Origin of the sequence: Clavibacter sp. B3I6, from assembly GCF_030816895.1 — a bacterium.
Taxonomy (GTDB): Bacteria; Actinomycetota; Actinomycetes; order Actinomycetales; family Microbacteriaceae; genus Clavibacter.
The window spans coordinates 679,806-706,342 of sequence record NZ_JAUSYL010000001.1 but is presented as its reverse complement, the minus strand read 5'-3'; the positions used below and the strand labels follow the sequence as shown (position 1 = coordinate 706,342).

29 protein-coding genes, 2 tRNA genes and 1 riboswitch are annotated in these 26,537 nt (G+C 73.0%); of the genes, 20 read left to right on the top strand and 11 right to left on the bottom strand.

Annotated features, from left to right (window positions below; translation table 11 throughout):
- Window position 1 precedes the first annotated feature (1 nt).
- Together treY and glgX are read right to left on the bottom strand one after the other, a co-directional pair.
- Window positions 2-2,341 carry a malto-oligosyltrehalose synthase gene (gene treY, locus QFZ62_RS03290; RefSeq protein WP_307501632.1) on the bottom strand — a complete coding sequence of 780 codons (2,340 nt, stop codon included), beginning with the start codon at window positions 2,339-2,341 and terminating at the stop codon, window positions 2-4.
- Window positions 2,338-4,542 carry a glycogen debranching protein GlgX gene (gene glgX / locus QFZ62_RS03285; RefSeq protein WP_307501629.1) on the bottom strand — a complete coding sequence of 735 codons (2,205 nt, stop codon included), beginning with the start codon at window positions 4,540-4,542 and terminating at the stop codon, window positions 2,338-2,340. Before glgX ends, treY begins: the two co-directional genes overlap by 4 nt.
- Before the next feature lie 199 nt (window positions 4,543-4,741).
- Between glgX and QFZ62_RS03280 the strand changes: the two genes are divergently transcribed.
- The 6 genes from QFZ62_RS03280 to QFZ62_RS03255 all read left to right on the top strand — a co-directional run bounded on the left by QFZ62_RS03280 (window position 4,742) and on the right by QFZ62_RS03255 (window position 9,114).
- Entirely contained in the window at window positions 4,742-5,074 is a 333-nt protein-coding gene (locus tag QFZ62_RS03280; protein ID WP_012038119.1) for a hypothetical protein, read from the top strand.
- 95 nt (window positions 5,075-5,169) lie between these two features.
- A riboswitch (TPP riboswitch) is annotated at window positions 5,170-5,270 on the top strand.
- Between the two features lie 35 nt (window positions 5,271-5,305).
- Window positions 5,306-5,956 (top strand): ECF transporter S component, encoded by a 651-nt coding sequence (locus QFZ62_RS03275; protein ID WP_307501626.1) that lies wholly within the window; start codon window positions 5,306-5,308, stop codon window positions 5,954-5,956.
- A 2-nt stretch (window positions 5,957-5,958) separates the two neighbouring features.
- A complete protein-coding gene (locus QFZ62_RS03270) occupies window positions 5,959-7,506 on the top strand; it encodes an ABC transporter ATP-binding protein (RefSeq protein ID WP_307501624.1) in 1,548 nt (515 codons plus the stop codon).
- Window positions 7,503-8,297: an energy-coupling factor transporter transmembrane protein EcfT gene (locus QFZ62_RS03265; protein ID WP_307501622.1), complete on the top strand. Its 795-nt coding sequence runs from the start codon at window positions 7,503-7,505 to the stop codon at window positions 8,295-8,297. Before QFZ62_RS03270 ends, QFZ62_RS03265 begins: the two co-directional genes overlap by 4 nt.
- Window positions 8,287-8,832 carry an ATP-binding protein gene (locus QFZ62_RS03260; protein WP_307501620.1) on the top strand — a complete coding sequence of 182 codons (546 nt, stop codon included), beginning with the start codon at window positions 8,287-8,289 and terminating at the stop codon, window positions 8,830-8,832. The genes QFZ62_RS03265 and QFZ62_RS03260 overlap by 11 nt, the downstream gene beginning before the upstream one ends.
- Window positions 8,833-8,841: 9 nt before the next feature.
- Window positions 8,842-9,114 carry a hypothetical protein gene (locus tag QFZ62_RS03255; RefSeq protein ID WP_307501617.1) on the top strand — a complete coding sequence of 91 codons (273 nt, stop codon included), beginning with the start codon at window positions 8,842-8,844 and terminating at the stop codon, window positions 9,112-9,114.
- 127 nt (window positions 9,115-9,241) lie between these two features.
- Here the strand turns inward: QFZ62_RS03255 and QFZ62_RS03250 are convergent, their stop codons facing one another.
- From QFZ62_RS03250 to orn, 3 genes are all read right to left on the bottom strand, one after another.
- Window positions 9,242-9,592 (bottom strand): metallopeptidase family protein, encoded by a 351-nt coding sequence (locus tag QFZ62_RS03250; RefSeq protein WP_307501615.1) that lies wholly within the window; start codon window positions 9,590-9,592, stop codon window positions 9,242-9,244.
- A 113-nt stretch (window positions 9,593-9,705) separates the two neighbouring features.
- A tRNA-His gene (locus QFZ62_RS03245) sits at window positions 9,706-9,781 on the bottom strand.
- A gap of 43 nt (window positions 9,782-9,824) precedes the next feature.
- Window positions 9,825-10,445 (bottom strand): oligoribonuclease, encoded by a 621-nt coding sequence (orn, locus tag QFZ62_RS03240; protein ID WP_307501612.1) that lies wholly within the window; start codon window positions 10,443-10,445, stop codon window positions 9,825-9,827.
- A 58-nt stretch (window positions 10,446-10,503) separates the two neighbouring features.
- Between orn and QFZ62_RS03235 the strand changes: the two genes are divergently transcribed.
- The 4 genes from QFZ62_RS03235 (at window position 10,504) to nadE (ending at window position 12,033) form a co-directional block, all read left to right on the top strand.
- A complete protein-coding gene (locus QFZ62_RS03235; protein ID WP_307501610.1) occupies window positions 10,504-10,719 on the top strand; it encodes an SCO4848 family membrane protein in 216 nt (71 codons plus the stop codon).
- A 20-nt stretch (window positions 10,720-10,739) separates the two neighbouring features.
- Entirely contained in the window at window positions 10,740-11,081 is a 342-nt protein-coding gene (locus tag QFZ62_RS03230) for a thioredoxin family protein (protein ID WP_307501608.1), read from the top strand.
- A 14-nt stretch (window positions 11,082-11,095) separates the two neighbouring features.
- A tRNA-Arg gene (locus QFZ62_RS03225) sits at window positions 11,096-11,168 on the top strand.
- Between the two features lie 43 nt (window positions 11,169-11,211).
- Window positions 11,212-12,033, top strand: coding sequence for an ammonia-dependent NAD(+) synthetase (gene nadE, locus QFZ62_RS03220; RefSeq protein WP_307501605.1), 822 nt, complete (start codon window positions 11,212-11,214; stop codon window positions 12,031-12,033).
- A 73-nt stretch (window positions 12,034-12,106) separates the two neighbouring features.
- Here the strand turns inward: nadE and QFZ62_RS03215 are convergent, their stop codons facing one another.
- Together QFZ62_RS03215 and QFZ62_RS03210 are read right to left on the bottom strand one after the other, a co-directional pair.
- The gene (locus QFZ62_RS03215; protein ID WP_307501602.1) at window positions 12,107-12,814 is read right to left on the bottom strand and encodes a hypothetical protein; all 708 of its coding nucleotides are present in this window, start codon (window positions 12,812-12,814) and stop codon (window positions 12,107-12,109) included.
- Between the two features lie 83 nt (window positions 12,815-12,897).
- Complete coding sequence (locus QFZ62_RS03210; RefSeq protein ID WP_307501599.1) at window positions 12,898-13,134, bottom strand: hypothetical protein; 237 nt, start codon at window positions 13,132-13,134, stop codon at window positions 12,898-12,900.
- 170 nt (window positions 13,135-13,304) lie between these two features.
- Between QFZ62_RS03210 and msrA the strand changes: the two genes are divergently transcribed.
- The 6 genes from msrA to QFZ62_RS03180 all read left to right on the top strand — a co-directional run bounded on the left by msrA (window position 13,305) and on the right by QFZ62_RS03180 (window position 17,980).
- Window positions 13,305-13,832 (top strand): peptide-methionine (S)-S-oxide reductase MsrA, encoded by a 528-nt coding sequence (msrA, locus tag QFZ62_RS03205; protein ID WP_086514738.1) that lies wholly within the window; start codon window positions 13,305-13,307, stop codon window positions 13,830-13,832.
- A 105-nt stretch (window positions 13,833-13,937) separates the two neighbouring features.
- Window positions 13,938-14,174: a hypothetical protein gene (locus QFZ62_RS03200; RefSeq protein WP_307501594.1), complete on the top strand. Its 237-nt coding sequence runs from the start codon at window positions 13,938-13,940 to the stop codon at window positions 14,172-14,174.
- A gap of 524 nt (window positions 14,175-14,698) precedes the next feature.
- A complete protein-coding gene (locus tag QFZ62_RS03195) occupies window positions 14,699-15,262 on the top strand; it encodes a MarR family winged helix-turn-helix transcriptional regulator (RefSeq protein WP_307501591.1) in 564 nt (187 codons plus the stop codon).
- Window positions 15,259-15,750, top strand: a complete 492-nt coding sequence (locus QFZ62_RS03190; protein WP_307501589.1) for a hypothetical protein — start codon at window positions 15,259-15,261, stop codon at window positions 15,748-15,750. Before QFZ62_RS03195 ends, QFZ62_RS03190 begins: the two co-directional genes overlap by 4 nt.
- Before the next feature lie 63 nt (window positions 15,751-15,813).
- A complete protein-coding gene (gene ettA / locus QFZ62_RS03185) occupies window positions 15,814-17,496 on the top strand; it encodes an energy-dependent translational throttle protein EttA (RefSeq protein WP_307501586.1) in 1,683 nt (560 codons plus the stop codon).
- Between the two features lie 4 nt (window positions 17,497-17,500).
- Window positions 17,501-17,980, top strand: a complete 480-nt coding sequence (locus QFZ62_RS03180; protein ID WP_307501584.1) for a thioesterase family protein — start codon at window positions 17,501-17,503, stop codon at window positions 17,978-17,980.
- 21 nt (window positions 17,981-18,001) lie between these two features.
- Here the strand turns inward: QFZ62_RS03180 and QFZ62_RS03175 are convergent, their stop codons facing one another.
- Window positions 18,002-18,907: an acyl-CoA thioesterase II gene (locus QFZ62_RS03175; RefSeq protein WP_307501581.1), complete on the bottom strand. Its 906-nt coding sequence runs from the start codon at window positions 18,905-18,907 to the stop codon at window positions 18,002-18,004.
- Window positions 18,908-18,989: 82 nt separating this feature from the next.
- Here QFZ62_RS03175 and QFZ62_RS03170 point away from each other — a divergent pair, with 82 nt between their 5' ends.
- Window positions 18,990-19,685: a hypothetical protein gene (locus QFZ62_RS03170; RefSeq protein ID WP_307501578.1), complete on the top strand. Its 696-nt coding sequence runs from the start codon at window positions 18,990-18,992 to the stop codon at window positions 19,683-19,685.
- Window positions 19,686-19,717: 32 nt separating this feature from the next.
- On the opposite strand, the gene QFZ62_RS03165 is transcribed toward QFZ62_RS03170, so the two are convergent.
- The 3 genes from QFZ62_RS03165 to pepN all read right to left on the bottom strand — a co-directional run bounded on the left by QFZ62_RS03165 (window position 19,718) and on the right by pepN (window position 24,105).
- Window positions 19,718-20,113, bottom strand: a complete 396-nt coding sequence (locus tag QFZ62_RS03165; RefSeq protein ID WP_307501575.1) for a globin — start codon at window positions 20,111-20,113, stop codon at window positions 19,718-19,720.
- Complete coding sequence (locus QFZ62_RS03160; RefSeq protein ID WP_307501572.1) at window positions 20,113-21,411, bottom strand: mechanosensitive ion channel domain-containing protein; 1,299 nt, start codon at window positions 21,409-21,411, stop codon at window positions 20,113-20,115. The genes QFZ62_RS03165 and QFZ62_RS03160 overlap by 1 nt, the downstream gene beginning before the upstream one ends.
- A 150-nt stretch (window positions 21,412-21,561) precedes the next feature.
- Window positions 21,562-24,105, bottom strand: a complete 2,544-nt coding sequence (gene pepN / locus QFZ62_RS03155) for an aminopeptidase N (RefSeq protein WP_307501570.1) — start codon at window positions 24,103-24,105, stop codon at window positions 21,562-21,564.
- Window positions 24,106-24,255: 150 nt separating this feature from the next.
- On the opposite strand from pepN, the gene QFZ62_RS03150 reads away from it, so the two are divergent.
- The 3 genes from QFZ62_RS03150 (at window position 24,256) to QFZ62_RS03140 (ending at window position 26,480) form a co-directional block, all read left to right on the top strand.
- Complete coding sequence (locus QFZ62_RS03150; protein ID WP_307501567.1) at window positions 24,256-24,882, top strand: DsbA family protein; 627 nt, start codon at window positions 24,256-24,258, stop codon at window positions 24,880-24,882.
- Between the two features lie 114 nt (window positions 24,883-24,996).
- Entirely contained in the window at window positions 24,997-25,485 is a 489-nt protein-coding gene (locus tag QFZ62_RS03145; RefSeq protein WP_307501565.1) for a ribose-5-phosphate isomerase, read from the top strand.
- 5 nt (window positions 25,486-25,490) lie between these two features.
- Window positions 25,491-26,480, top strand: coding sequence for an Fpg/Nei family DNA glycosylase (locus tag QFZ62_RS03140; protein ID WP_307501563.1), 990 nt, complete (start codon window positions 25,491-25,493; stop codon window positions 26,478-26,480).
- Window positions 26,481-26,537: the final 57 nt, after the last annotated feature.

The window sequence follows — 26,537 nt, the reverse complement described above, 5'->3', positions numbered from 1 at the left end:
CTCAGCTCCCGGGGGTGAGGTCGGCGGCGGTGGAGGCGGGCGCGAGGATCGCGACCGGGTAGTCGGCGAGGAGGGCGGCGACGGACACGCGGCCGCCGTCGATGCGGCGTCCGCTGACGTGGTCGACGAGCTCGCCCTCGGGCAGCGTCAGGGTCGTGGTGCCCCATCCGCCGCCGGTCTCGAGGCCCACGGGGAGGCGGGTCGCGACCGTGATCGCGCCGCCCCGGTCGAAGGCGATCACGTGGGACGCGGCGTCGCCGGTCGCGTGCACGGGCTCGTAGCCGGTGAACAGCTCCGGGTGGTCGCGGCGGAGGCGGAGCGCCCGCGCGGTGACCAGGAGCTTCGCGGCGCCGGTCTCGTCGATGGCGGGCTCGGCGCCCTTCCGCACGGCGTCGAGGGCGGATCGGCGCATGCCGAAATCGACCGCGCGGCGGTTGTCGGGATCCACGAGGCTCGTCTCCCACAGCTCGCTGCCCTGGTACACGTCGGGCATGCCCGGGGCCGTGAGCTGGATGGCCTTCGCCGCCAGCGCGTTCGACCAGCCGGGACCGGAGAGCCGGTCGTAGAGGCCCGCGACGATGGTGCGGGCGCGCGGGTCGTCGAAGGCGGCGTCGACGAGGGCGTGCATCCGCTCCTCGAAGGCCTCGTCGGGCGCGGTCCACGTCGTCGAGTCGCCGGCCTCGCGGGAGGCCTTCTCGGCGTAGGCGTGCAGGCGCTCACGTGAGGCGGGCCACGTGCCGACGAGCGTCTGCCAGAGCAGGTTCTCGAACGGGCCGTCGCCGGTGGGGGCGACCTCGCGCAGCTGGCCGAGCGCCTCGCGCCAGGCCTCGGGCGTCTCGGAGAGCACGTCGATGCGGGCGCGCACGTCCTCGCCGCGCTTGGTGTCGTGCGTGGAGAGCGTGGTCATCGCGTGCGGCGCGATGCGCTGGCGCTCCTGCTGGCGCGCGTGGAAGTCGTCGACGTCGATGGCGAAGATCGACGGGTCGGCGCCGACCTCGTTCAGCGAGACGAGGCGCGAGTAGCGGTAGAACGCCGTGTCCTCGACGCCCTTCGCCATCACCATGCCGCTCGTCTGCTGGAAGCGCTGGGCCACGAGCGTCGTCGGGTCGGACAGCTGCGGCATGAGCGCGTCGATGGTCGCGACGAGGTCGGGTCGGCTGAGGCGCGCGGCGTCGGCGGCCTGCTCCAGGTGCTCGATCCCGCCGGGCAGGTAGCTGCGGTAGACGGGGAAGGTGGCGAGCAGCTCGGCGATCGCGTCGGCGGCGTCGGCGGGCGCGTCCTCCACGAGGCGCTCGAGGCGGAGCACCTCGCTGCGGAGGATGCCGTCGGCGATGCCGCGCTTCGTGCCGCGGATCATGTCGGCCCAGCTCGCGAGCTCCCCCTGGGGCAGGCCGCGGAGCGCGGCGTCGAGGTGGTCGAGCTCGACCTGGCCGTCGGGGTCGACGAGCACGCGGTCGATCTCCGCGAGCGCGTCGTAGCCGGTGGTGCCGGCGGTCGCCCAGTCGGTGGGCAGCGTCTCGCCGGGCTCGAGGATCTTCTCCACGAGCACGTACGCGCCGCCCGTGATCCGCGCCAGGTCGTCGAGGTAGCCCTTCGGGTCGAGCAGGCCGTCCGGGTGGTCGACGCGGAGGCCGTCGGCGAGGCCCTCGCGGAACCAGCGGGAGATCTCCTCGTGCGACTCCTCGAAGACCCGCGGCAGCTCGACGCGGATGCCCGCGAGCGTGTTCACCGCGAAGAAGCGGCGGTAGTTGAGCTCGGCGTCGGCACGGCGCCAGTTGACCAGCTCGTAGGACTGGCGCTCGTGCACCGCGCGGGCGTCCGCCGCGTCCTCGGCCGTGCCGGGCGCGACCGGGAACCGCTGGTCGTAGTAGCGGAGCTCGACCGTGCCGTCGTCGCCGCGGACCAGCGTGAGCTGGTCGAGCTCGTCGTCGCCGAGCACGGGGATCCGCACCTTGCCGCCGCCGAAGTCCCAGTCGATGTCGAAGGCGTCCGCGTAGCGGCTCGCGGTGCCGTGCGTGAGGAGGTCCCACCACCACAGGCTCTCCGCGGGCGTGGCGACGCCGACGTGGTTCGGGACGATGTCGACGAGCACGCCCATCCCCAGCTCGTGGGCCCGGTCGGCGACGGCCTTCAGGCCCGCGGCACCGCCGCGCGTCGGGTCGACCTGCGAGTGGTCGACGACGTCGTAGCCGTGGTCGGATCCGGGCTCGGCGGTGAGGATCGGGCTGAGGTACACCCAGTCCGCGCCGAGGTCCTTCACGTAGGGCAGCTGCTCGGCCACGGCGGCGAGGTCGAACGACTCCCGCACCTGGAACCGGTAGGTGGAGATGGGGGTTCTCAACTGATGTCGCTCCTTGGATCTGCGGCGGGCCGGTCGGCCTGCGAGTGGGTGAGGACGGCGAGGCTCGCCGCGACCGAGTGGTCGGGCTCCACCTCGGGCTCGGTGTAGGCGCGCAGCACCACGAGCGCCTTGGCCGCCACATCCACGACGCTACTCGCGCGGAGGGCCGTCGAGTCGGCTCCGACGCCCGCGGTGTCGATCACGGTCTCCCACGCGTCCGCGTACTCGTCCGACGGGAGCGTGAAGGACACCGGCTCGTCGTGGGCGTTGAAGTAGAGGAGGAAGTGGGTGTCGTAGATGTCCTCGCCGCGGCGGTCGCGTCCGCGGATGCCGTTGCCGTTGAGGAACATGCCGATGGCGCGGAGGCCGGACTCCCAGTCGTCGTCGACCATCGGCGTGGCGTCGGCGTCGAGCCACACGATGTCGGGGAGCGGCTCGCCCTCGCCGCGGCGCACGGGCCGGCCGTCGAAGAAGCGCCCGCGCCGGAAGGTCGGGTGCTCCTTCCGGAGGCGCACGACGCTGGCGGTGAACTCCGCGAGCGGCTGGTCCGCCTGGTCCCAGTGCACCCAGCTGATCTCGTTGTCCTGCGCGTAGGTGTTGTTGTTGCCGTGCTGGGTGCGGCCGAGCTCGTCGCCGTGCAGGATCATCGGCACGCCCTGCGAGAGCAGCATCGTGGCGAGCATGTTGCGTTGCTGGCGGCCGCGCAGCGTGGCGATCGTCGGGTCGTCCGTCGGCCCCTCCACGCCCATGTTCCAGGAGCGGTTGTGGCTCTCGCCGTCGTTGTTGTCCTCGCCGTTGGCCTCGTTGTGCTTCTCGTCGTACGAGACCAGGTCGGCGATGGTGAAGCCGTCGTGCGCGGTGATGAAGTTGATCGACGCGACCGGCCGGCGGCCGGAGTGCTCGTAGAGGTCGGCGGAGCCCGTGATCCGCGCCGCGAACTCCCCGAGGGACGAGGCCTCGCCGCGCCAGAAGTCGCGCACGGTGTCGCGGTACTTGCCGTTCCACTCGGTCCACTGGGGCGGGAAGTTTCCCACCTGGTACCCGCCGGGGCCGACGTCCCACGGCTCCGCGATGAGCTTGACCTGCGACACCACCGGGTCCTGCTGCACGAGCTCGAAGAAGGTGGCGAGCTTGTCGACGTCGTAGAACTCGCGCGCGAGCGCCGACGCGAGGTCGAAGCGGAAGCCGTCGACGTGCATCTCCGTCACCCAGTAGCGCAGCGAGTCCATGATCAGCTGCAGCGAGTGCGGGTGGCGGACGTTGAGCGAGTTCCCGGTGCCCGTGTAGTCCATGTAGTAGGTGGGGTCGTCCTCCATGAGCCGGTAGTAGGCCTGGTTGTCGATGCCCTTGAACGACAGGGTCGGCCCGAGGTGGTTGCCCTCGGCCGTGTGGTTGTAGACCACGTCGAGGATGACCTCGATGCCGGCCGCGTGCAGCGCCCGCACCATGGACTTGAACTCCTGCACCTGCTGGCCGAGCTCGCCCGTGGACGAGTACGCGTTGTGCGGCGCGAAGAAGCCGATCGTGTTGTAGCCCCAGTAGTTGCGGAGGCCCTTCTCCAGCAGCGTGTTGTCCTGCACGAACTGGTGCACGGGCATGAGCTCGATGGCGGTGACGCCGAGGTGCTGCAGGTGGTCGATGACCGCGGGGTGCGCGATGCCGGCGTACGTGCCGCGCAGCTCCTCCGGGATCCGCGGGTGCAGCTGGGTGAGCCCCTTGACGTGCGCCTCGTAGACGACGGTCTCGCTGTAGGGCGTGCGGGGGAGGCGGTCGCCGTCCCAGTCGAAGAACGGGTTGACCACGACGCCGAGCATCATGTGCGGAGCCGAGTCCTCGTCGTTGCGGCTCGACGGGTCGCCGAACTCGTAGGCGAAGAGCGACGGGTGCCAGTCGAACTCGCCGCAGGTGGCCTTGGCGTAGGGGTCCAGCAGGAGCTTCTCGGGGTTCGACCGGTGGCCGTCCGCCGGCGCGTAGGGCGCGGTCACCCGGTAGCCGTAGCGCTGGCCCGGCTGCACGTGCGGGAGGTAGCAGTGCCAGACGTGCGCGTCGACCTCGGTCACGTCCACGCGGGTCTCCGTGCCGTCCTCGTCGATGAGGCACAGCTGCACCGCGTCGGCGATCTCGCTGAAGAGGGCGAAGTTCGTGCCGCTCCCGTCGAAGGTCGCGCCGAGGGGGTAGGGGTTTCCGGGCCAGGTGTGCAAGTGGTCCTCCAGTTGGGTCGACTCGTCCACCGGCGGGGCGCGCGTGCGCGGGTCCGTCGGGGGCGGGGCAGGCGGTGGATCCGCGTGGGCCGCAACGGCGGGAGGCCGGATGCGACGCAGCGACGCACCAGGGGCGAGGGTACCGTGAGGACCCGGATCGACCCGCATCCGAGCGGGCCCGCGGGGTACGGTGGGACCCATGACCAACCTCGTCGCACAGCTCGCAGAGAACGTGAAGAACGCCGGAGTGGGGACGGTCTACGGCGACCCCCTCGACATCGACGGCTCGACCATCGTCCCGGTGGCATTCGCCTGGTACGGCTTCGGCGGGGGCAGCGACCTCCCCGACTCCGACGGCAACGTCGCGGGCGGCGGCGGGGGCGGCGGCGCGACCTGGCCCATCGGCGCGTACATCGCGACCGACGGCGAGGTGCGCTTCCAGCCGAACGTGATCGCGCTGCTCGCGGTCGCGACGCCCGTCATCTGGATCTCGGGCAAGGTGCTCGTCAAGCTCATCAAGACGCTCAAGTAGAGCGTCCCCACCGTCCGCCGCGGAGCGCGGGTGCCCTCGGGCGCCCGCGCTCCCGTGCGTCCGGGGCGTGCCGCCCGCGCTAGGATCGCGGTGAACACGGGAGTCCGGTGAGCCGGGCTGAGAGGAAGATCCCCAATCTTCGACCGTCGAACCTGATCTGGATCATGCCAGCGCAGGGAGGCTTTCATCTCGTACCCGTGCCCTCTTCCGCGAACCAGAAGGGCACGACAAGTGACCGCATCACCCTCGTCCACCGCATCCGCCTCCGTCGACGCGGACCCCCGCGTCCCGCGCTCCGGGCTCCGCGCCCGATGGCGCGTCATCGACATCGTCGTGGCCAGCGTCCTCGGCGTCGCCTCCGGGCTCGTCTTCGTCGTGTGGAACACGGCGTCCGTCCCCGTGGGCGGCCTCTTCGAGCCCCTGCTCCCGGGTCTCCAGGCCCTCGCTGGCGGCGGCTGGCTCTTCGCCGGCGTCCTCACCGGCATCGTGATCCGCAAGCCCGGCGCCGCCCTCTACGGGGAGCTGCTGGCGGCGTTCGTCTCGATGCTCGTCGGCAACGTCTGGGGCGTCGGGACGCTGCTCTCGGGCCTGACGCAGGGCCTCGGCGCGGAGCTCGTCCTCCTCGTCTTCCTCTACGCGAACTGGCGGGCCTACGTCGCCGTCCTCGCCGGGATGGGGGCGGGGCTCGCCATGGCGATCACCGACCTCATCACCTACTACCCGGGGTCCGGCCCGCTGTTCGTCGCGGTCTACACCGGCGCCGCGCTCGTGTCCGGCGCCCTGATCGCGGGCCTGCTGTCCTGGATCGTGGCGCGGGCGCTCGCCCGCACGGGCGCCCTGTCGCGCTTCGCCTCGGGCCGCGACACCGCGGCCCGCGTCTGACCGTGCGGCGTCCGGGCCGCGGGGCGACGCCCGCCCGCGTCCCGCTCCCCGGCGTCGAGGCGTCGGCCGACGTCCGCGGCGGGGCGTCCGTCCGCGCCGCCGGCTGGGGCTGGCGCCACGCCGGCCGGAGCGCCTGGGCCGTGCGCGACGTCGACATGGCGATCGAGCCGGGGGAGCGCGTGCTCCTGCTCGGCGCGTCCGGGGCCGGCAAGACGACGCTCATGCACGCGCTGGCCGGCGTCCTCGGCGGCGACGACGAGGGCGAGACCCGGGGATCCCTGCTCGTGGACGGCCGCGACCCGGCGTCACGTCGGGGCCGGGCCGGGCTCGTGCTGCAGGACCCGGACGCGCAGGTGATCCTCTCCCGCGTGGGCGACGACGTCGCGTTCGGCTGCGAGAACCTCGGCGTCCCGCGCGACGAGATCTGGCCGCGCGTGCGCGCGGCCCTCGACGCCGTCGGCCTCGACGTCGCCCTCGACCGCTCGACGTCCGCGCTGTCGGGCGGGCAGAAGCAGCGGCTCGCCCTCGCCGGCGTGCTGGCGATGCGGCCCGGGCTCCTCCTCCTCGACGAGCCCACCGCGAACCTCGATCCCGAGGGCGTCGGCGAGGTCCGCCGGGCCGTGGAGGCGGTGGTCGAGGCGACGGGCGCGACGCTCGTCGTCATCGAGCACCGCGTCGCCGTGTGGCGGGATTTGGTCGACCGCGTGGTCGTCCTCGCCGCCGACGGCGGGATCCTCGCCGACGGCGCACCGGACGACGTCCTCCGCGAGCAGGGCGCGTCGCTCGCCGCGGCCGGCGTGTGGGTCCCGGGGCGCGAGCCCGCGGCGCCCGTCCGCGTGCCCGCCGCCCCCGTGCCGCTCGTGCGGGCGGAGGGCCTGGCCGTCGGGCGGGGTCGCGGCGCCACGGTGGCCGGGGACATCGGCGTCGGCCTCTCCGCCGGCCGGATCACCGCGCTCACCGGTCCCAACGGCGGCGGGAAGAGCACGCTCGCCCTGACGCTCGGCGGTCTGCTGCCCCCGCTCGCGGGCCGCGTCCTCGCCGAGCCGCGGCTGGCCGACGGCCTGGCCGAGGATCCCGCCGCCTGGCGCTCCCGCGAGCTCGCCGCCCGCATCGGCACCGTGTTCCAGGATCCCGAGCACCAGTTCCTCGCCGGCACCGTGCGCGCGGAGCTCGAGGTCGGCCCGCGCGCCGTGGGCATGGACCCGGCGGAGTCCGCGCGCCGCGTCGACGAGCTGCTCGCCCGCCTGCGGCTCGACGGCCTCGCGCGGGCGAACCCGTTCACGCTCTCCGGCGGGGAGAAGCGGCGCCTGTCGGTGGCGACGGCCCTCGCGACCGCCCCGCGCCTCCTCGTCCTCGACGAGCCGACCTTCGGGCAGGACGCCCGCACGTGGGCCGAGCTCGTAGCGCTCCTCGCCGACCTGGTCGACCGCGAGGGCGTCGGGGTCCTCGCCGTCACGCACGACGCGGACCTCGTGCGGGCGCTCGCGGACGACGTGCTGCGCCTCGATCCCGTCCCCGGCGGCCCGGCGCGCCTCGAGGTCGTGCGATGAGCGCCGCGCCGCCCGAGGTCCTGCCCGCCTCCCGCGCCACGGGCCTCGCGTCGGTGAACCCGGTCGCCCGGCTCGCGGCGGCCCTCGCGCTGACGCTCGTCCTGGTGCTCAGCCTCGACGTCGTGTCCGCCGGCACGGCCCTCCTGCTGGAGCTGCTGCTCCTGCCCGCCACCGGGATCCGGCCGCGCGCCCTCCTCGTGCGCGGCATCCCCGTCTGGATCGCGGCGCCCGGCGCGGGGATCACGATCCTGCTCTACGGCCGCACGTCGGGCGACGTCTACGCCCAGTTCCTCCTCGTGGTGATCAGCGAGGGCTCCATGCTGCTCGCGGTCGCGACCACGCTCCGGGTCCTGGCGATCGGCGTGGCGTCGCTGATCCTCTTCTCCTCCGTCGACCCGACGGACCTCGCCGACGGCCTCGCGCAGGTGTGGCGCCTGCCGTCGCGCTTCGTCCTCGGGGCCCTCGCGGGCGTGCGGCTGGTCGGCCTCCTGCTCGACGACTGGCGGTCCCTGGAGCTCGCCCGCCGTGCGCGCGGCGTGGCCGACCGGGGCCGCGTCCGCCGCTTCGCCGGGCAGGCGTTCGCACTGCTCGTGCTCTCGATCCGCCGCGGCAGCAAGCTCGCGACCGCGATGGAGGCGCGCGGGTTCGGCGGTCCGGGGGCCCGGACCTGGGCCCGGCCCAGCGTCGTCGGGCGGCGCGAGGCCCTCGTGCTGGTCGTCGCGGTCCTGGTGGCCGCCGTCGCGGTGGCCGCGTCGGTGGCGACCGGGACGTGGGACTTCGTTGCCGCCTGACGCGGGGGAGCGGCGTCCGGCGCTGGTCCTCGTCGACGGCCCGTCCGGATCCGGCAAGTCCACCCTCGCCGACGCCCTCATCCGCGACGGGGACCCGGACGCTCGCCTCGCGCCCGGGGCCCAGCTCCTCCGCCTCGACGACGTCTACCCGGGCTGGGACGGTCTCGAGGCCGCCTCGCGTCACCTCGAGGCCGTGCTGCCGGAGATGCGTCCGGGCGGGCGGCCGCGCTGGCGCCGCTGGGACTGGGCGGCCGACGCCCCCGCGGGGTGGCACGACCTGGATCCGACCCGCCCGCTCGTCGTCGAGGGCTGCGGCTCCCTCACCCGCGTCACCGCCCGCCTCGCCACCCACCGGGTCTGGGTGGAGGCCGACGACGCCGTGCGCCGAGCCCGCGCCATCGCCCGCGACGGCGCGTCCTTCGCCGTCGAATGGGAGCGGTGGGACGCCCAGTGGCGCGCCCACCTCGCCCGGGAGGACCCGCGCGCCCTGGCCGACGTCGTCGTGCGCACGGACGCCGTCACGACGGCCGGGTAGCCTGAGCCCATGACCGATTCCGCACCCACCGACGTCCGCTACCTCGCCGTCTTCGCCGACGGCCCCCTCGAAGGCACCACCGAGACCCGCGTCCTCGTGGACGGCCAGCACGACGAGACCATCAGCACGATGTCCGCGGTGGAGGGCAAGGAGTCGCTGTTCCAGTACCGCGCCGGCGCGGTCTCCGAGGTCGCGGGCGAGCAGCGCGTCACCTACACGTTCGTGGCCGACGGCAGCGACGACGTGCTCGGCGAGGGCGACGACGAGTCCCTCGGACTCTGACGCCCCTCCGCTCCCGGCGCGCGAGCGCCTCGACGACGACCCCGGCCCGCCACGCGGCACCCGGGGTCGTCGTGCGTCCTGCGTCCTCGGTGGGGCTGCGGGGTCGTCGCCTCAGCCCCAGCCGGGCTCAGGCCCAGCCGAGCTCGTGCAGCCGGTCGTCGTCGATGCCGTGGAAGTGCGCGATCTCGTGCACGAGCGTGACGTGGACGAGGTCGCGCAGGTCGTCCAGGTCCTCCGCCTCGTGCAGGTGCGGCTCGCGGTACACGACGATCCGGTCGGGCATCTCGCCGAACCCGTACTGGCCGCGCTCCGTCATGGCCACGCCGTCGTAGAGCCCCAGGAGGTCGAGCGATCCGTCCTCGGGCCGGTCCTCGACGACGAAGACGACGTTGTCGAGGCCCTCGACCATCTCGTCCGGCAGCTCGTCGAGCTCGTCGACCACCAGTCGCTCGAAGTCCTCGGGATCGCAGTGCAGCACGGGTCCACCCTCGCACACGACGTCGGGGCACCCGCTCGGGCCGGGCGCGCGGGGGACGACGGGGCGGAGACGACGGAAGGGCCGGGACCCTCTCGGATCCCGGCCCTTCCCGGTGGGGTGGACGACGGGGCTCGAACCCGCGACTTCCGGCTCCACAAGCCAGCGCTCTGCCAACTGAGCTACGCCCACCATGCGGCCGATCCCGCTCTCGCGGACGGCCATGACGAGGATACTACAGCCGCGGGGCCCACGCGGACGTGACGTCCGCGGAGATGGCCTGCACGTCCTCGGTCGCGGGCCCGGGCGCCGGCACGAAGGCGGCCCGACGGTAGTACTCGAGCTCCCGGATCGACTCGAGGATGTCGGCGAGGGCGCGGTGGCCGCCGTTCTTCGCGGGGGAGTTGAAGTAGATCCGGGGGAACCACTCCTTCGCCAGCACCTTGATGGAGGAGACGTCGACGCTCCGGTAGTGGAGGTGCGCGTCGACCCGGGGCATGTACTTGGCGAGGAACGCGCGGTCGGTGCCGATGGTGTTGCCGGCGATGGGGGCCTTGCCGCCGGTGGGCACGTGCTGCAGCAGGTACTCGATCACCGCGAACTCGGCGTCGGCGAGGCTGACGCCCGCGGGGATCTCGTCGAGGAGGCCGGAGGAGCGGTGCATGTCGGTGACGAACTCGCCCATGTTGGCGAGCGCCGCGGGGTCCGGGTTGATCACGATGCTGAAGCCGTCGTCCACGGGCACGAGGTCGAAGTCGGTGACGACCACCGCGACCTCCACCAGCTCGTCGATCGCGAGGTCGAGCCCCGTCATCTCGCAGTCGATCCATACCAGCCGGTCAGCGTTGTTGCCCATCCCGCGATCCTATCGGCGGCCTCGGACGGCACGGATCCCGGCCGCCTACCATGGGGGAGTGATCACCCTCCTGGCCGTCCTCCTGGTCGTCAACGGCGTCTGGAACGTCGTCGTCTGGCCGCAGTTCCTCAAGCGCGTCGCCCGGGATCCCCGGGCCCGCGCCGCCGACGGCTCCCGCACCCCGTTCTTCACGGTGCACCTGGTGCTGGTGTCGGTGTCGCTCCTCCTCGCGCTCGTCTCGATCGTCGCCGCCGGCGCGGCGTTCCTCTCCTGACCGCCGGCGATCCCGGGTCCGTGGCGACGGGGCCCGCGGCGACCGACGGCGTGCGCGTCGTCATGTACTCGTCGCTCTTCTGCGTCCCCTGCCAGGCGACGCGCAAGGTGCTCGCGGAGGTCCAGCGGCTGCTGCCCCGGCTCCCCGTCGAGGAGCTCGACGTGGCGGCGCATCCGGACCGGGCCGAGGAGGAGGGCATCCGCTCCACGCCCACGATCCTCGTGCTGGCGGACGACCGCGAGGTCCTCCGCGCCGAGGGCGTCCCGACCGCGCCGCAGGTCCTCCAGGCGGTCGCGCGGGCGATGGACGCGGCGGCCATGCCCGCGGCGCCTCCCGCTCCGGGGCCGTCGGACCCCGCGTAGTACCCTTCTCACGACCCCCCGTAGCTCAATGGATAGAGCATCGGCCTTCTAATCCGACGGTTGCGCGTTCGAGTCGCGCCGGGGGGACCCACCGCTGTCGCGGCCCGCCGGATCCACGTAGATTCGTCGCATGCGCGACATCCAGTCACAGATCATCGCCGCCCTCGAGGTGCGCTCGACCATCGATCCCGCCGACGAGGTCCGCAAGCGCGTCGACTTCCTCAAGGCCTACCTCCGGTCGACCGGCGCCGAGGGCTTCGTCCTCGGCATCAGCGGCGGGCAGGACTCCTCCCTCGCCGGACGCCTGGCCCAGCTCGCGATCGAGGAGCTCGCGGCGGAGGGGCTCCTCGCCGAGTTCGTCGCCGTGCGCCTGCCGTACGGCGTGCAGGCCGACGAGGAGGACGCGCAGCTCGCGCTCCGCTTCATCCAGCCGAAGTCGAGCGTCGTGTTCGACATCAAGCGCGCGGTCGACGGCTTCGAGGCGGAGTACGCCGACGCGGCCGGGCACCGGATGCTCGACTTCACCAAGGGCAACGTCAAGGCGCGCTCGCGCATGGTCGCGCAGTACGCGCTGGCCGGGCAGGCCCGCCTCCTCGTGATCGGCACCGACCACGCGGCCGAGGCCGTCACGGGCTTCTTCACGAAGTACGGCGACGGCGGCGCGGACGTCCTCCCGCTCACCGGCCTCACGAAGCGCCAGGGCCGCGCGCTGCTCGAGCACCTGGACGCGCCGGAGCGCCTGTACCTGAAGGCGCCGACCGCCGACCTCCTCGACGAGACGCCCGGTCAGACCGACGAGGCGAACCTCGGGCTCACCTACGCGGACATCGACGACTTCCTGGAGGGTCGCGACGTCGACGACGAGGTGGCGGAGGCCATCGAGGCGCGCTACCTCAGCACCGAGCACAAGCGCCGCGTGCCGGCCACGATGTTCGACGACTGGTGGAAGTGAGCCCGACCCCGCCTGACGCGACGACGCCCCGCCCCTCCGAGAGGGGCGGGGCGTCGTCATGCGGGGGCCGGGATCAGCGGCGCTCGCCCTCCGCGGCGCGGCTGTTCGCGGCTGCCGAGTAGGGCACGGGCGGGCTGTACTGCTCGTCGGGCGACTCCACGCGGCGCTCGGCGGCGGGCTCGTCGTCCGATCCGCTGCGCCAGGGCACCGGGACGGGGGAGACCGAGGCCTGCTCGGGCTGCCGCGCCTCGGAGCGGGAGGGGCCGCCGTCCGCGGCGGGCTGCTCGTCCTCGAACTGCCAGCGTGCGATGTCGCCCTGGAAGATCTTGCGCGCGCGCCCCGGGTGGTGCTGCCACTCGACGATGCGGTCGCGGAACTCGGCGAGCTGCGCGTCGAACTGGAAGCCGAAGCTGCCGCTCCCGCGCTTGAACTCGGTGATCTCATGCGCGGCCCAGGTGGCGGCCGTCGCGGCGCCCTTCAGGGGGAGGAGGCGGATGCGGATGTCGGCCTCGCCCGCGGCGCGGTCGGCGAGGATGCGCTCCTGCGCGGTGAGTCGGTCCCAGACCGAGGCCTGGCGCGCGGCGTCGACGAGCATGCCGATGGCCGCGGCCTTCACCTCCCGGTCGTGCCGCGCGAGGATCCGCTGCGTGGCACCGCGCGCGATGAGCGCGGCGAGGACGCCGGCGACCACGATGGCGACGAAGGGGACGACGACGCCCGAGAGGAGCTGCGTGCCCCGCTCGGACGCGAGGGCATCGAGGAGATCATTCCACCACTGCATGCGGTGACCGTACCCCGCGTGCCGGGCACCGTCCGGGAGGCGGCGCGGGCGCGTCGCGCCGGGTGCTCACCGACCGGCGCGCGTCAGAAGCGGAGGCAGTCGACGGCGTCCTGCAGCGCCCAGAAGTCGCCGAGCGGCACGAAGCCCTGGGCGTCCCGACGGAGGCGCTTGGCCCGGAACCGCTCGCCCTGCGGCTCGTGCATGCGCTCGACGTAGCCGAGCACGGCGCCGTCCGGCCGGGTGACGCGCAGCAGGCCGTCGTGCAGCTCGCGCACCTGCACGGCGGTGCGCGCGAGGGGGGTGTAGGTGGTGCTGGGCATGGTGTCCTCCGTCCGCGCGCCGCCGGCCCGGCGGTGTGTCGATGTCCCCGACGCTACGGGGGACCACCGACATCGCCGGCGGGTGGAATGGGCGGCGGCCGATGACGGTTCCCTCCCATGTCGACCGCCGCGGACCTCGCGCGCATCGACGGGAAGTAGGTTCATCTCTCATGCAGACATTCATCCTCGCCGGCGGCTGCTTCTGGTGCCTCGATGCGGTGTACCGCACCCTCGACGGCGTCCAGGACGTCATCTCCGGCTACATCGGCGGCCACACCGCCCACCCCTCCTACGACGCCGTGTGCACGGGTGCGACCGGGCACGCCGAGGCGGTGAAGGTGGTCTTCGACGAGGAGGTCATCCCCGCCGACGTGATCCTCGACGTGTTCTTCACGCTGCACGACCCGCGTCAGCTCAACCGACAGGGCGCCGACGTCGGCACCCAGTACCGCTCGGCCATGTTCCCCGCGGACGCCGAGCAGGAGCAGCTCTTCCGGGACGCCATCGCGCGCGCCGGCGAGCTGTGGGACGGCACGGCGGTCACGACCATCGAGCCCGTCGGCACGTGGTACGACGCGGAGGACTACCACCAGGACTTCTTCGCCAAGAACCCGGGCCAGGGCTACTGCAACGCCGTCGCCGTGCCCAAGGTCAACAAGGTGCGGAAGTCGTTCGCGCAGTACGTGCGCGCCGCCTGATCCACCTCCCATGACGCCCCGCGGCCTGTACGGCCGCGGGGCGTCGGCGTACCATCGGCACGTCCGGGCGATGGAGCCCGGGGAGGAGAGGCGACGACGATGTCGATGACCACCAGCACGAGCACGAGCACGAACACGAGCGGAGTTCCGCGCACCGCGGGCAAGACCTGGGTGGCGTTCGGGGCCACGGGCGCGCTCGCGTCCATCCACTCCCATGCGGACGGCTACGAGGTGCGGTCGCTGCACCGCGGCGTCGTCGCCGGGAGCTACCCCACCCTGGAGATCGCGAAGTCGGCCCTGCGCGCGGGTCGCGGCGAGGACCTCCGCTTCTCCGAGCACTGAGCGGCGGCCTCCCGCGCCTCCTCCCCAGGCGACGGTCCACGCGACCTGTCGCGGATGCCGCCGCCGTGGCCTCGACCCGCTATCCGACCCGCATGATCTCCCCGCGGTCGTCCGACCGCGGGACTGGGGGATCATGGCATGGCGGATATGACGGGCATCGGGGACGCGGGACGAGCACCGGAGGCGTGGGTCGCCCTGCACGGCTCCGTCGCCGGGCCACCGCGGGCCCTGCGCACGACCGAGGGATGGGAGGTGGTCAGCCTCCTCCTGCGCGGTCGCGACGGCGCGGGGGACCCGCATCCGACTGGCGCACCCGGCGTGCTCGCCGTATGCGCGGGAAGCGACGCGGCCGTCGCGCTGAACGCCCTCGGGGTCGGGGACGAGGTGGTGGTCGTCGGCCCGCTCCGGGCGAGACGGGCCGCGCGTCCGGAGGACGACGCGGTGGAGCTCGACGCGCACGCGGTGCTCGCGCGGTCCGGGTCGGTCTCCGTCCCCAGGATGCCGGCGGAGCCTAGGATCGCACCATGAGCGGATCCCCCCGGTGGCTCGAGCCGGACCAGCAGCGCGCCTGGCGGACCGTGATCGTCGCCCTGAACCACGTCAGCGAGCGCATCGAGCGGGAGCTCCTCCGGGACGCCGGCATGCCGCACGCCTACTACATGATCCTCGTGCGGCTCTCCGAGGCCGAGGGCGGCGCGCTCCCCATGAGCGTGCTCGCACGGGCGCTGCAGGCCTCGGCCAGCCGCACGTCCCACGCCGTGACGCGCCTCGAGCAGCTGGGCTGGGTCCGTCGCTCGCGGTCGCCGCACGACGGCCGGAGCCTCCTGGCCGAGCTCACCGACGAGGGGCGCGCCACCCTCGTGGCGGCCGCCCCGGGACATGCCGCCGAGGTGCTCCGCACGGTGTTCGATCCGCTCACGGCGGAGCAGACCGCGCAGCTCGAGCGCATCGCGGGGGATATCCTCGCCAGCATGCGCGCATCCTCCCTCGACGACGGCCGGGGGAGCGCCGACGGCGACGACCTGGCCATCCCCCCGGCCACCGACCACGACGCCGACCGGGCCTGCGCGGACGAGTCCGCCGCGTGATCCGCGCCGGACGCGCCCTCGCGGCGCCCGTGCTCGTCGCCGCCCTCCTCCTCGCCGGCTGCACGTCGTCGCCGGCGCCCGCGCCCGCGCCCGTCGAGCAGACCACCGCCGCGGTCCCCGAGAGCCCCGGCGCCGAGGCACCCTCCGCCGCGCCGACCATCCCGCCGGTCGACGCGGCCGGGACGGCGGAGGAGAACCTCCTCGTCTTCGAGTCCACCGCACGCGCGGTCGTGGCCGGCGATCCCAACGCGCAGGGCCGCGACCTCGTCGACGCGCTGGTGGGCGCCGGCTTCCCGAAGGACCGCATGGAGGTCACGGCGGACCGCACGCCGCTCGGCAACTCGGTCGACTCGATCCTCGTCTCCGTGCACCTGGCGGACGCCTGCCTCATCGGGCAGCGGGCGCAGGACGGCTTCAGCGCGCACGTCGAGCCGGCGCTGTCGTCCGGCCGCTGCCTCGTGGGGCAGACGCGCGCCATCGACTGGTGAGCGCGGCACCCGGACGGACGTGCGGCGGCGTCCGGGGCCGGTGGCACTCAATAGACTCGGACCATGGCTGAATACATCTACTCGATGGTCCGCGCCCGGAAGGCGGTCGGCGACAAGCTGATCCTCGACGACGTCACCATGTCGTTCATCCCCGGCGCGAAGATCGGCGTCGTCGGACCGAACGGCGCGGGCAAGTCCACGATCCTCAAGATCATGGCGGGTCTCGACACCCCCAGCAACGGCGAGGCCAAGCTGTCGCCCGGGTACACGGTCGGCATCCTCATGCAGGAGCCCGAGCTCGACGAGTCGAAGACCGTCCTCGAGAACGTGCAGGAGGGCGTCGGCCCGATCAAGGCGCAGATCGACCGGTTCAACGAGATCTCGGCGGCCATGGCCGAGCCCGACGCCGACTTCGACACGCTGCTCGCCGAGATGGGCACGCTGCAGGAGGCCATCGACGCCGCCGACGCGTGGGACCTCGACTCGCAGCTCGAGCAGGCCATGGACGCGCTGCGCACCCCGCCGGGCGACGCCTCGGTCGCGAACCTGTCCGGCGGTGAGAAGCGCCGCGTCGCGCTCTGCAAGCTGCTGCTCCAGAAGCCCGACCTGCTGCTCCTCGACGAGCCCACCAACCACCTCGACGCCGAGAGCGTGCTCTGGCTCGAGCAGCACCTCTCCAAGTACCCCGGCGCCGTCCTCGCCGTGACCCACGACCGGTACTTCCTCGACCACGTGGCCGAGTGGATCGCCGAGGTCGACCGCGGGCGCCTCTACCCGTACGAGGGCAACTACTCGACCTACCTCGAGAAGAAGCAGGAGCGCCTCAGCGTCCAGGGCAAGAAGGACGCGAAGCTCTCCAAGCGCCTCGCCGAGGAGCTCGACTGGGTCCGCAGCAACGCCAAGGGCCGTCAGGCGAAGTCGAAGGCGCGCCTCGCCCGCTACGAGGAGATGGTGACCGAAGCGGAGCGCACGAGGAAGCTGGACTTCGAGGAGATCCAGATCCCCGTCGGCCCGCGCCTCGGATCGCAGGTCATCGACGCGTCGAAGCTGCACAAGCAGTTCGGCGAGCGGGTCCTCATCGACGACCTCTCGTTCACGCTGCCCCGCAACGGCATCGTCGGCGTCATCGGCCCGAACGGCGTCGGCAAGACCACGCTGTTCAAGACCATCGTGGGCTTCGAGCCGCTCGACAGCGGGGACCTGCGGATCGGCGACACCGTCGACATCTCGTACGTCGACCAGAGCCGCGGGGGCATCGACCCCGAGAAGTCCCTGTTCGAGGTCGTCTCCGACGGCCAGGACTACATCCAGGTCGGGAAGCAGGAGGTGCCCGCGCGCGCCTACGTCTCCACCTTCGGGTTCAAGGGACCGGACCAGCAGAAGAAGGCCGGCATCCTCTCCGGTGGCGAGCGCAACCGCCTCAACCTCGCGCTGACGCTCAAGCAGGGCGGCAACCTCCTGCTCCTCGACGAGCCCACCAACGACCTGGACGTCGAGACGCTCGGCAGCCTGGAGAACGCGCTCCTCGAGTTCCCCGGCTGCGCCGTGGTCATCACCCACGATCGGTGGTTCCTCGACCGGATCGCGACCCACATCCTCTCGTACGAGGGCACGGAGGAGGACCCGGCGAACTGGTACTGGTTCGAGGGGAACTTCCAGGCGTACGAGGAGAACAAGGTCGAGCGACTCGGCCCGGACGCGGCGAAGCCGCACCGCTCCGCGTACCGCAAGCTCACGCGCGACTGATCCCGTGACCCGGGTCCACGTCCCCGTCCACCTCCGGTGGGCCGACCTCGACGCCTACGACCACGTGAACAACGTGGAGGTGCTGCGTCTCCTGGAGGAGGCGCGCGTCCGCGCGTTCTGGCGCGGGGACGCCGACGGCGACGGCGTGGACCCGGGCATGGCGCTCATCGACGCCTCCGCCGGCGCGGCCACCATGACCATGATCGCGCGGCAGGAGGTCGAGTACCTGCGGCCGATCTCCTACGGGCGTCGGCCGCTCGACGTCCAGGTCTGGCTCGGCCGGCTCGGCGGATCCAGCCTCGAGGCCTGCTACGAGCTCCGCTCACCCGCGGGCGTCGAGCCGTCCGAGCTGTACGCGCGCGCGTCGACCACCATCGTGCTCGTCGACGCCGCGACGGGCCGCCCCCGTCGGATCACGGACGACGAGCGCTCCGCGTGGGCGGACTACGTCGAGGAGCCGGTGGCGTTCAGCCGGCGCGGCTGAGCACGCGACGCGGCACGCGCGTCAGCCGGCCGCCTCGGGCGGGACCCGGACCATGCCCTCCTGGGCGACGCTCGCCAGCAGGACGCCGTCGCGCGAGTAGATGCGACCCAGGGACAGGCCACGGCCGCCCTGCGCGCTCGTCGACTCCTGCACGTAGAGCATCCACTCGTCCGCGCGGCCGGGGCGGTGGAACCACATCGCGTGGTCGAGGCTCGCGGTCTTGATGCCGGGCGTCGCCCACGAGAGGCCGTGCCGACGGTAGATGGACTCGAGGATCGAGTAGTCGCTCGCGTAGGCCATCGACGCCAGGTGCACCGCGGGGTCGTCGGGGAGGCGGCCGATGGCGCGGATCCAGACGGCCTGGTGGGCGACGCGCTCCTCGGCGGCGCCGAAGTAGACGGGCTGCTCGACGTGCCGCATGTCGAACGGGCGGTCGTTCGCCCAGTGCTTCGCGACGGGGTGGTCGATGCGGGACAGGACGTCGTGCGCGCTCGGCAGCGACTCCGGCTCCGGGATCCCCTCGGGCATGGGCGCCTGGTGCTCGAGGCCCTCGTCGGCGTCCTGGAAGGACGCGATCATCGAGAGGATCGGGCGGCCGTCCTGGTACGCCTGCGTGCGGCGCGTGGAGAAGGAGCGGCCGTCGTGGATGCGGTCGACCGAGAACGTGATCGGCTTCGTGACGTCGCCGGGCCGCAGGAAGTAGCCGTGCATGCTGTGCGGGCGGCGGTCCGGGTCGGTGGTGCGCATGGCGGCCACGAGCGACTGCGCGAGCACCTGGCCGCCGAAGACGCGGCCCAGGGGCATCCACTGCGAGGGGCCCGTGGAGATGTCCTCGCTCGTGCGGGCGCCGGTGTCCGTGAGGTCGAGGGCGGTGAGGAGGCCGGCGAGCGGGCCGTCCGCCGGGGTGTCGGATGCGTGGTCGGTCATGGGTCCTCCGCCTGGCGGGCCGACCTCGGGCGGTCGGGCGCCCGGCGGATCGCGTGGGCGCATCCAGTAGCTTAGACAGGCCATGACGCCCTCCTTCGCCCTCAAGGACGCCCTCGCCCTCGGCGATCTGCAGACCTTCCTCGGCCGCTCCGCCCGCGTCGACGACGGGGCCGTGCGCCTCATCGGGGCCGGGGGCGTGCTCGCCGTCTACACCTCGGTGCTGCAGCCCGCCGGGCTGCTCGACCGGGCGCCCACCGTGCTCGGGCTGCGCACCTTCGCGGCGGAGACGCAGGCGCCCGTCGACAGCGTCGTGCCCATCCGCGCGCTGCTCGACCGCCTCGCGCGCCTCGAGGGTCCGGCGACCGGATCCCCGGGCGAGCCCGTCGGCGTGCTCGTGCCGCCGGACACCGCCACCGCGCCATGGGCGGGCATCTCGCCGCCGCGCGCAGGGTGGGAGCGCCTCGCCGACGTGGAGGCGGCCGTCCTGCGGGCTGCGGCGCGCGCTGGCATCGACGAGGTGGCGGCGGCCGTCCCCACCGGCATCGGCGAGCAGATCGTGACGCGCGTGCGCGGCGAGGTGTGGGGACGTCCCGTGGAGGGGGCGCCCGACGTGCTCGCCGGCGGCGCCTTCGCGGCCTACAGCCTCGGGTTCCTCGGGCCGGATCCGGCGCCCGACGCCGTGGCCGACGACGGCGAGGCGCCGGTGGCCGTGTTCCGCACGGGGCCGTGGACCCGCCTCACGACGTCGCGCGGGCACGTGCTCGTGCGCCGGCTCTAGGGGCGTCCCCCGGGATCACGCCGGCGCTTCCCTCAGGACTCGTCGAAGGTGTTGACCATCGCGTGCGCGGCGCGCTCGAGGTAGTCCCAGAGCTGGGCCTCGTGCATCGGCGGCAACTCGAGCGAGTCGACGGCCACGCGCATGTGCGCGAGCCACCGGTCGCGCGCGTCCGGGTTCACGTGGAAGGGCATGTGGCGCATGCGCAGCCGCGGGTGGCCGCGCTCCTCGCTGTACGTCGTCGGGCCGCCCCAGTACTGCTCGAGGAATCCGGTGAGCCGCTGGATCGCGCCCTCGAGGTCCTCCTCGGGGTACATGGCGACGAGCACCGGGTCCTCGGCGACACCGCGGTAGAACGCGCGGACCAGCTTCTCGAACGTCGGGCGACCGCCGACGTCGTCGTAGAAGGACTTGGCGAGCAGGTCGGCCATCAGGACTCCTCAGGCGGCGTGGCGGGCGTGCGCGGCGGGCGCGGAGCGCGGGGCGGCTTCGGCGGGGCGGCGGCGGCGGAGCCCGACGCGGTGCCGGTCTCGCTGCCCGCCGGGGCGGGGGACTCGGGGAGGACGGTCCAGGTGGCGGTGACCTCGTCCTCGTCCTCGGGACGGGCGGAGGCGGCGTCCTGGGTGGGCACCATGCGGGTCGCGCGCGGGTCGACCGGCGCACCCGCGGCACCGCGGACGACCGGGGTGGCCGGCCCGACCGACGAGCCGGCCGGGTCGCGGTGCACGAGCTTCCGACCGGTGCGCTTGCGGGGCGCGGGCGAGTCGGGCTGCTGGACGGGCGTGGACGCCGTGCGGGGCGGGTGGGCGCCGCCGACGCTCGCGGCGCTGTCGAACCCCGTGAGGACCACTGCGGTGAGCGACGGGAGCGTGACGCCCATCGCGTCGAGCGCCGCCTTGAGGCGCGCGCGGAGCTCGCGCGACACGTCGTCCCGCGCGTTGCTGCGGGTCTTGACGACCACGCGGATCACCACGGCCGACTCGGAGATCGACTCGATGCCCCAGAGCTCCGGCTTCTCGACGATGCGCGAGCGCCATTTGGGCGTGGTCGCGAGCTCCGCGGCGGTGGCGAGCATGCGCTCCTGCACGGCCTGCACGTCGGTGTCGTACGGCACGGCGAGGTCGATGACGACGCGCGCCCATCCCTGCGACATGTTGCCCACGCGGAGGATCTCGCCGTTGCGCACGAACCACAGCGTGCCGTTGACGTCGCGGAGGGTGGTGATCCGGATGCCGACGGTCTCGACGACGCCCGTGGCGGGACCGACGTCGACGACGTCGCCGACGCCGAGCTGGTCCTCCACGACCATGAACATGCCGTTGAGGATGTCCTTGACGATGTTCTGGGCGCCGAAGCCGAGGCCGGCGCCGAGCGCCGCCGTGAGGAGGGCGAGGGAGGTGAGGACACCCGGTGCGACCACGTTGATGAAGAGCGAGATGGCGATGACGACGATGACGACCGTCGTGATGTTGCTGAGGACGCTGCCGAGCGTCCGCGTCCGTTGCACGACGCGGACGGCCGTGAGCGGCGAGGCCTGGATCGACTGGGTGTCGTCGACGTTCTGGCGCTTCTTGACGCCCGACACGATCTGGTCGACCGTGTTGCGGATCACGACCAGGAGGACCCACCGGGCGAGGAGGGCGCCGACCAGGATCGAGATGACCTGGATGAGCGTGCCCCAGGTGGAGAAGAACGAGCCGTCGCCGCAGCACACCATGCTCAGGTCCATCGCGACGCGCTTCCGACGGGGAGGAGGAGAGGGGGAGTCATCCGGACGAGTGTAGCGGCGGCCTCCCGGGCCGGTCCTGGGTCCGCGTCGGGGACGACGACGGGGACGGCCGCATGCGCGACCGTCCCCGTCGGGATGCTGCGGTTCCCGCTACTCGGCGTCCTTCGCCTGCGCGCGGAGCGCCCGCTCCACGCCCGACAGCAGCTCGCTGACGAGGCGACGGAGCGCCGGCGGCTCGGGGTTGGCGTCGAGCCAGGCGACGGTCGCGTCGCGCAGCTCGGCGTCCGCCAGCGGCGACGGGTAGAAGCCGCCGATCAGCGCCGCCGCGATGGCGTAGCTCCGCGACTCCCACACGCCCTGCAGTGCGTCGAAGTAGGCGCCGACGAACGGGCGGAGCAGCTCCGTGTCGGCCGCACGGCGGAAGCCGAGCCCCGTGGTGCGGACGATCGTGTTCGGCTCGGTGTCCGCCTCCCACACGGACGCCCACGCCGCGCGCTTGCCCTCCGCGGTGGGGAGCGCGGCGCGCGCCTGCGCGGCGGACTGCGCACCCGTCGCCGTGCGGTCCGCCTCGAGGGCCGCGTCGATCTCCGGCGTGCCGGCGCGACCGCCCGCGACGAGCGCGGTCAGCAGCTCCCAGCGGAGGTCGGCGTCGATCTCGACGCCATCGAGCGTCTCCGTGCCGTCGAGCAGCGCCTGCACGTGGTCGAGCTGCGCGGGCTCGGAGGCGACCTGCGCGAAGGTGCGGAGGAACTGGAACTGGTTGTCGGATCCGGGTGCCGCCTGCGACGTGAGCGCCCACAGCTCGGCCGCGACCGTCGCGAGCAGCTCGTCGCGGTGGTCGGGCGCCGAGTACGACGACGCGGCGACCGTGAGCTGCGCGAGGGCGTAGCGGAGCGCCGTCGACTCGTCCTCGGTCGCCACGTTGTCGAGGACCAGGCGCGCGTAGTCGCGGGCGCGGATCTCGCCGTCGCGCGTCGCGTCCCATACGGAGGCGAACACGAGCGAGCGGGCGAGGGAGTCCTCGAACGCAGCGAGGTGGCGCATCGCGACCTCGAGGGACGCGGGATCGAGCCGGATCTTGGCGTACGTGAGGTCGTAGTCGTTGAGGAGCACGAGCGCGGGGCGCGTGCGGCCGACGAGCTCGGCGACCTCCGTGCGGTCGCCGTCGACGTCCAGCTCGAAGCGCTCCGTGCGGACGAGGTGCGCGTCGCGGAGCTCGTAGAAGCCGATCGCGAGGCGGTGCGGGCGGAGCGTCGGGTAGTCCGCCGCCGCCTCCTGCAGCACGGCGAAGGACGTGATGACGCCGTCCTCGTCCGTCTCGATCTCGGGCCGGAGCGTGTTGACGCCCGAGGTCTTCAGCCACAGGTCGGTCCAGCGCTCGAGGTCGCGGCCGCTCGTGCCCTCGAGCTCCCGGGTGAAGTCGCGGAGCGTGGAGTTGCCGAACGCGTGGCGCTGGAAGTACGCGGCGACGCCCGCGAGGAACTCGTCCTGGCCGACGTACGCGACGAGCTGGCGGAGCACCGAGGCGCCCTTGGCGTACGTGATGCCGTCGAAGTTGACCTGCACGTCCTCCAGGTCGTTGATGGTCGCGTAGACGGGGTGCGTGCTCGGCAGCTGGTCCTGGTTGTAGGCCCAGGACTTCTCGCCGGCGTTGAACGTGGTCCAGGCGCCGGTCCACTCGGTGCCCTCGGCGGTGGCCAGGGTCGAGATGTAGGTGGCGAAGGACTCGTTGAGCCACAGGTCGTCCCACCACTTCATGGTGACGAGGTCGCCGAACCACATGTGCGCGAGCTCGTGCAGGATCGTCGTGACCCGGCGCTCCTTCACCGCGTCGGTGACCTTGGAGCGGAAGACGTAGCTCTCGACGAACGTGACGGCGCCCGCGTTCTCCATCGCGCCGGCGTTGAACTCCGGGACGAAGAGCTGGTCGTACTTGGGGAACGGGTACGGGTAGGCGAACCGCTCCTCGTAGAACGCGAAGCCCTCGCGGGTCTTCTCGAAGACGTAGTCGGCGTCGAGGTGCTCCATCAGCGACTTCCGCGCGAAGACGCCGAGGGGGATGGTGCGGCCGTCGCTCGAGGTGAGCTCGCTGCGGACGACGCCGTACGGGCCCGCGATGAGCGCGGTGATGTAGCTGGACATGCGGAGCGTCGGCTCGAAGGTCCAGGTGGAAGCGCCGTCCGCGGCGGCCGTGGGGGCGGGCGTCGGGGAGTTCGACACGACCTCCCAGTGCGCGGGCGCCGTGACCGTGAAGCGGAAGACCGCCTTGAGGTCGGGCTGCTCGAACACCGCGAACATGCGGCGCGAGTCCGGCACCTCGAACTGCGAGTAGAGGTAGACCTCGTCGTCGACGGGATCCACGAAGCGGTGCAGGCCCTCGCCCGTGTTCGTGTACAGGGCGTCGGCGACGACCGTCAGCTCGTTCTCCTGCGCCAGGTCGTCGAGGCGGATGCGCACGCCGTCGTCCACCTCGGCCGGGTCGAGCTCGCGGCCGTTGAGCGTCACGGCGTGCACCGTGCGGGTGATCGCGTCGATGAAGGTGGACGCGCCCGCGGTCGCGGTGAAGCGCACGGTGGTGGTGGATCCGAACACCTCGGCTCCGCGCGTGAGGTCGAGCGTCACGTCGTACTCGGACACGTCGAGGAGCGCGGCACGCTCCTCGGCCTCGACGCGGGTGAGGTTCTCTCCTGGCATGGTGCTCCTGCTCGTCCGTGAGGTGGGTGGGCCGTGCGTGCGGCGCGCCTCGCGTGACGGTGCACCGGGGTCGGGGACCGGGGGTGCCGCGGGCGGAGCTGCGCCGCTTCGGAGCCGATCCTATTCCGTCGGCTGACCTAGGCTGGCGGCATGTCCGACGTACAGAACAGCCCCCGCACGACCGCCGTCGAGTTCTGGTTCGACCCCTCCTGCCCGTGGGCGTGGATGACCTCCCGCTGGGTGGACGAGGTCGCCCGCCACCGCGACCTCGACATCACGTGGCACATCATGAGCCTCGCCGTCCTCAACGAGGACAAGGCCGACGACCCGGGCTTCGCCGCCTTCCTCCCGCGCGCGCTCCGCTTCACGCGCCTCGTCGCCGCCGTCGAGGCCGAGCACGGCGCCGCGCACGTCAAGCCGCTGTACGACGCGCTGGGGACCCGGATCCACCTGCGCGACCAGAAGGACGCCGACGTCGTGATCCCCGAGGTGCTCGCCGAGCTCGGCCTGCCCGCGGAGCTCGCCGAGACGAGCAGCACGGACCGCTACGACGAGCCCATGCGCGCCAGCCACTTCGACGGGATCGAGCGCGTCGGCCAGGACGTCGGCACGCCCGTCATCTCGGTCGACGGGGTCGCGTTCTTCGGGCCCGTCATCTCGCCCGCGCCGAAGGGCGAGGAGGCCGTCAAGCTGTGGGACGGCGTCGTCGCGGTCGCCGCGTACCCCGGCTTCTTCGAGATCAAGCGCTCGCGCACCGTGGGCCCGATCTTCGACTGATCCCTTTCCCGTCGCGTGCGCGGCGGCCGGACGCTCATGTGCGTCCGGCCGCGTGGCACCGGCACCGCCCGCGCCGCGGGCATGACGCCGCACGCCGGCAGGAGGAGTGCACCGATGCGCATCCACATCGCGACCGACCACGCGGGCCTCGACTTCTCGAGGTACCTCACCGACCACCTGACGGCCGCCGGGCACGACGTCGTCGACCACGGGCCGAGCGCCTACGACCCGCTCGACGACTACCCGTCGTTCTGCATCCGCGCGGCCCGCGCCGTCGTCGCCGACCAGCGGGCGGGGGAGACCGCGCTCGGCGTGGTCTTCGGCGGATCCGGGAACGGCGAGCAGATCGCGGCGAACAAGGTCGAGGGCGTGCGCGCGGCGCTCGTCTGGAACCTGTCGACCGCCGTCCTCGCCCGGCAGCACAACGACGCCAACGTGATCTCCATCGGCGCGCGGCAGCACACCGTGGAGGAGGCCACGGCCTTCATCGACGCGTTCATCGCGGAGCCGTTCTCCGAGGAGGAGCGGCACGCGCGCCGCATCGCGCAGCTCGCCGAGTACGAGACGACGGGGGCCATCGCCGGCCACCCCGTCACCGACTAGCCGCCGTGCCCGAGGGTCATTCGATCCACCGGATCGCCAAGCAGTTCGAGGCGCACTTCGTGGGCGACGTCGTGCGGGCGTCCTCGCCGCAGGGCCGGTTCGCCGAGGGCGCGGCCGTGCTCGACGGCCGCCGCCTCGTCGCCGCGAAGGCCGTCGGCAAGCAGATGTTCCTCGAGTTCGACGGCGGGGTGTGGCTCCGCGTGCACCTGGGCCTCTACGGCGCGTGGGACTTCGCGGGCGACGTGTCGACGCTCAACCGGATGGGGCAGAACGGGATGCGTGGCGACGTCCCCGTGGACGACCGCGTCGACGACGCGCCGGTCGACTCCGACGCCGAGGACTCCCTCGCCAGCATCGGCGCCCCGCGGCGCGCGCGGCTGCGCATGGCCGAGCAGGAGAAGGTCCACGACCCGTTCTCCGCGGAGGCGTGGCCTCCCGAGCCCGTGGGCCAGGTGCGCGTGCGCCTGCTCACCGAGCGCGCGGTCGCGGACCTACGCGGGCCCACCGCCTGCGTCGTGGCCAGCCCCGAGGAGGTGCAGCAGGCCATCGACAAGCTCGGGCCGGATCCCCTCGTCGACGGCGGCAGGCGATCCGAGGACCGCTTCACGGCGACCGTCCGGAGGAAGCCCACGGCCATCGGCCTGCTGCTGATGGACCAGTCGGTGGTCAGCGGGATCGGCAACGTCTACCGCGCGGAGCTCCTGTTCCGCGCTCGGCAGAACCCGCACACCCCCGGCCGCGACGTGCCCGAGGACGTCGTGCGCGGGCTCTGGAAGGACTGGTCACGGCTCCTCCGCAAGGGCGTCGAGGTCGGGCAGATGATGACCATGGACGGTCTGCGCGGCCGGAAGCTCGAGGCGGCGCTCCGCAACCGCGCAGACCGGCACTGGGTCTACCACCGGGAGGGGCTGCCCTGCCGCGTGTGCGGGACGAACATCGTGATGGAGGAGGCCGCGGGGCGGAAGCTCTACTGGTGCCCGTACTGCCAGGCGTGACCTGCCGTCGAGATGACGGAGGGGCCCGGATCCGATCGGATCCGGGCCCCTCGACCG